General features: G+C 72.1%; 3 protein-coding genes. All 3 read right to left on the bottom strand.

Going from position 1 to position 4,403, the window contains the following annotated elements:
* Positions 1-55: 55 nt before the first annotated feature.
* Positions 56-1,156 carry a hypothetical protein gene (locus VFE05_16145; protein HET6231605.1) on the bottom strand — a complete coding sequence of 367 codons (1,101 nt, stop codon included), beginning with the start codon at positions 1,154-1,156 and terminating at the stop codon, positions 56-58.
* Between the two features lie 52 nt (positions 1,157-1,208).
* On the bottom strand, positions 1,209-2,558 hold the full coding sequence (locus tag VFE05_16140) for a hypothetical protein (GenBank protein HET6231604.1): 1,350 nt from the start codon (positions 2,556-2,558) through the stop codon (positions 1,209-1,211).
* 433 nt (positions 2,559-2,991) lie between these two features.
* Positions 2,992-3,750, bottom strand: coding sequence for a c-type cytochrome (locus VFE05_16135; GenBank protein HET6231603.1), 759 nt, complete (start codon positions 3,748-3,750; stop codon positions 2,992-2,994).
* Positions 3,751-4,403: the final 653 nt, after the last annotated feature.

Raw genomic sequence — 4,403 nt, 5'->3', positions numbered from 1 at the left:
GCGGCGGGGCGCGGAACGCCGCCCCCCGCCGCGTAGCCGGGCAACGCCCGATGCGTCAAGGCGTCGGTTGCTGCGGGGCGGCGAGCGCCTGCACCATCGCGCGCAGCTCGGCGACCTGCGCCTCCAGCGCCCGGATGCGCTCGTCCTGGCTGGCGGTTCGCTGCTCCAGCGCCTTCACGGCGGCGAAGTTCACCCCGTCGATGTCCAGCAGGCCGATGGACTTGTCGTCCACGCCCAGCCCGAACGCGGCCCTGAAGTCCTCCGCGAACGGGCCCAGGTGACGCACGCCGCCCGCCTCGCCCGTGTAGCTCCAGAAGCTCACCGGCACCGTCCGCAGGCGCAACAGCACGTCTTCGCCCGCCACGGGCACGAAGTGGTCCTTGAGCGTGCGCGACGACGAGCAGCTGAACACGCCCGAGCCCGCCGGCAGGTTGCACCCCGTGGTGAGGGTCGGGTTGGTGCGGAAGCGGTAGCCACCCGCCGCGCGCGCCGCGAACTCGTTGTTGGCGCCGCTCTGAATGGAGTCGGTCGTGCTCTCGTCGCCGAACATGAAGACGCCGGTGTGGCCGTTGGCGCTGGCACGGTGGCCGAGCGCGACGGCATAGTCCGCGTCGGCCGTCACGCGGTAGCCGATCGCCACGGAGCCCTGCCCGCTGGCCGTGTTGGTGAAGCCGATGGCGACGCAGGCGAAGCCGGTGCAGTGGTTCGCCGCGCCCGCGCTGAACCCGGCCGTGCCGCTCACCACGTTCGAGCTGCCGAAACCGGCCCCGTCGGTGCCCGACACCGTGGTCCCGTCGCCGAAGGCGAAGGTGCCGAAGGCGCTGGCGGTGGTGTTGTTCCCGCCGGCCCAGGAGTAGAACCCGGTGTTGGCGTCGTCCCACTGAGTCCCGTCCACGGCGCCCACCCGGAAGGCAGCCTTGAACGGATGCCACATCATCCGCACACCCGTTCCCGTGGCCGGGATGATGCCGTGGCCGATCTGCCCCAGGGCCACGAGGCCGCCCGCGCTGTCCACGCGCAGCCGGTCGCCCGCCGGCGAGCCCGAGCGGGCTTGCAGGAGGATGTCGGACTGAGCCCCCGCCGGCGCGGCGGCGGCGGCGAGCGCCAGGGCCGCGGCCGAGGCCAGAACGAGCGTGCGCAGACGGTTCTTCATCATCGTGACTCGTCGGGTTGAGGTTTGCCCCGGGCGGTGCGGACCGCCCGCGGGCCTACTGGATGCGGAGCCGGAACGAGGTGGTGCGCATGCGGCCCCCGTCCACCCGGACCGGCGCGGAGGCGTTCACGTTGCCCGTCAGCGAATACGTGCCGCTGACCCGCAGCCGCGGCAGGCGGCCCGTGGCGGTCTTCCCGGCGCCGGTCAGGAAGAGCCGGCCGGTGGTTCCGGTGATGCCGCCGGTGCCCCCGGCGGTGGAGGCCGCCACGTTCTCCGAAGCCGTGAGGTCGAAGGCGTTCTGGTCGATGGTCGCACCGTCGCTCACCGCCAGCCCGCTGATCGCCTGGTTCTGGACCAGGACGGGGTAGATGGCGGAGCCCACCACCGGAACGACCGCCGTGTCCTGCGCCACGGGCGCCACGGCGCGGTCCCAGTTGCCCGTGGCGTTCCAGTCGGTGCTGGACGCGCCCGCCGTCCACGTGAGCGTGGTGCCGAGCACCGTGACGTGCGAGGCGCCCGTCTGCGTGGCCGTCACCCCGCCGCTCACCGTGTTGGTGCTGCTCGCCACGATGTCCACCGCGCCCGGCAGGTGCCCGGTCACGAAGCCGCTGTCCGCCGCGGTGGTCGCCAGCGCCGCGTTCCCCGACGACCAGGTGATCACGGCCCCGTGGATGGCGCGCCCGAACTGGTCGCGCACCACGCCCGTCATCAGCTTGGAGAAGGTGCGCCGCAGCTCGTACGTGGGGTGCGACACGTCGATCCAGCCGGTGGGGAACTGCACGGGCGACGACACGTACATCTGGAAGGCGAAGGTGCCCACCGTGGGCGGCACGTCGAACTGCCACGTCTTCGGCGCCGACTGGACGAACTGGTCCAGCCGCGCCACGTACGCGTTGTACGGCTGGTTGGACGCCGTGAACGTCCCCACGCCGTCGGCGTTGTCGATGACGATGGTGCCCGAGCCCGACGTGGCGGTAGGCTGCTGGTGGAAGAACAGCCGTACGCCCGAGGGGTCCGCGGTCGTCCCGTTGGTGGTCCCGATCGCCTGCGCGATCAGGTTCCGCACGCGCACGTCCACCGTGTACTTGTGGGTGCCGGAGTCGTACTCCACGTTGGCCGAGCTGACCGTGACGAAGGTGTCCTGCCCGCCATACAGCAGGTCGCCCCGCACGCCGCGCTCGGCCGCGGCCGGCGTGTGGCACTCCACCGTCTTCCCCGCCACGCTCGCGGTGCACTCGATGCGCGCCAGCTCGATGGCGGGCGACGCGCCCGGCCCGTTCGGGCTCGCGGGGCCGCCGGGCACCGGCGCCAGGGGGTCGCTGTGGTCGGTGCATGCCAGCACGGCGGCCGCCGCCAGCCCCAGTACGGCGGCGGCGCGCGCGGGAAACCTGCGGGAAGTGCTCATCGGCGAGGCTCTTCGACCGGGTTGCCCGTGCCACGCGGCAGGGGCCTTCGGGGGGACCTACGGGGCCAAGGTAGGGCGCCCGCATCGCCAGGGGCAAGCATCCTGTTTTCCGCCCCCGGACCCGCTTCCGGCGCACCTGCCCCGATCCGCCGCATGGTTGTTCAGGAATTTCGTAAACGGTTGGCGCCAGCAGAGAAAGGCCCGGTTGCGCATGCATCCGCCAAGCCGCATCCGGCGATCCGTATCGGCCGGAGTGAATGAGATTTGCCGCACGCCGCGTGGGGAGAGCCGCGGAGGGATGGGTCAGGCTCGGGAACGGTGGATGGACGTCGTCGGGCGATGGTGGGCCGAGCGACGGCGGGGAGGTGGCGGACGTGCGAAGGCTCCGGACCGCGCGGCGGTCCGGAGCCTTTCTTGGTCGTGCGTGCAGCGGCTAGGGGTGGGGCTGGGTGCCGTTGGTCAGCTCGTCCAGGCGGCGGCGGGCCATCTGGTTGTTGGGCTGCTTCTCCAGCGCCATGCGGTAGCGCACGATGGCCTTGTCGCGCTCGCCGCGGGCGCGGTACACGTCGCCCAGCTGCACGTCCACCGCGGCGGACTGGGGATGGAACTCGGAGTTCATCTCCAGCAGCGCCGCGGCGTCGGCGGTCTTGCCCTGCGCGGCGAGGCGGCGGGCCACGTCGCTCACCGGCCCCTCGCCGAAGTCGTACGTGCCGCGCTCCATCGTCTCCGTGCGCAGCTGGCGGTAGCGCGCGATGGCCGCGGTGGCGCCGGCGCTGTCCAGCGTAGTGCCCAGCACGCGGTCGATGGTGGTGGGAACCGGCATCCCGCGGTGGCAGGTGATGCAGCCCACGCCCACGGGCGGCGTGCTGCGGTCCGGCAGCTTGGGCAGCCACTGCGAGTTGATGTCGCGCACCATCTGGAGCATCACCCGCGCGTTGCGCTTCTCGGGCTTGGTGTCGGCGGCGAAGTCGGCGCCCTCCATCCCCCCGTCCGGGCCCATCACGTGGCAGAAGCTGCACCGCACGCCCAGCGCGTTCGTGAAGCCGCGCATGATGGCGATCAGCGAGTCGTGCGGGATGTCCTTGGGCAGCACCTGGAGGTTCGTGGGCGCGCGCTGCGGCCCCTGCTGCGCGCGCGCGGCGGCGGGCAGGGCACAGAGGGCGAGGGCCAGCAGAAGGGCGACACGTCTCACGGCTACGCTCCGGGCATGGGTGGCGGCGAAAACAGCCTCGCCGGACATGATAGGTGTGCCAACGAGGAATGCAAGCGTCCAAGGACAAGACGAGTCCCTCCGTCGCGAACGCCGCCCCGCATCTCCCGGACCGCACGCCATGCAGAAGCCGCGTCGGTCGGGCGCGGAGCCCGCCGATACGCGTCCGGCGAGATGCTGCCCGGGATTCCGGAGATGCGGCGCGTCTCATCCACCGTCCGCGGAGCGCAAGAACCGTGACGGGAAGCCGCTCCGGCGAGGTCCGCCGTGCATCTGCCGTCCTATGCTGGTCCGCGCCGCCTGCCGCAGCTTCGGCCGCAACTCCGGATCGCATCGCCCCCGCCGCGCCGCCGGTCCCGGAGATAAACAGTTGCCCCCGATTGTCACGATGCTGTATTGTGGCGAACACGGGGCGGCGGGCGGCGCGTTGCCGGTTGCGAGGAAGTTCGTCTCAACGCGAGGAGCAGGGGTGGAAGGCAACGCCGCCGCGTCCGGCATCACACTGAGCGGCGACGTCCTCGCCCGCATCGACCATGCGCTGGGGGAGGTGCCGCGAGGGCGTGAGAACTACACGTGGGGAGATGCCGCGGCGGATGGAAAGATCGGTGCTGCGGGGAGAGGCCCCCTCCCCCGGC

This window comes from Longimicrobiaceae bacterium (genome assembly GCA_035696245.1).
Taxonomy (GTDB): domain Bacteria; phylum Gemmatimonadota; class Gemmatimonadetes; order Longimicrobiales; family Longimicrobiaceae; genus DASRQW01.
This window is presented reverse-complemented; position numbering and strand designations above follow the sequence as displayed.

What these genes read in the sequence shown, in the direction of transcription:
- VFE05_16140 (HET6231604.1), bottom strand. Translation starts at nt 2,558, where the DNA reads ATGAGCACTTCCCGCAGGTTTCCCGCGCGCGCCGCCGCCGTACTGGGG.
- VFE05_16145 (HET6231605.1), bottom strand. Translation starts at nt 1,156, where the DNA reads ATGATGAAGAACCGTCTGCGCACGCTCGTTCTGGCCTCGGCCGCGGCC.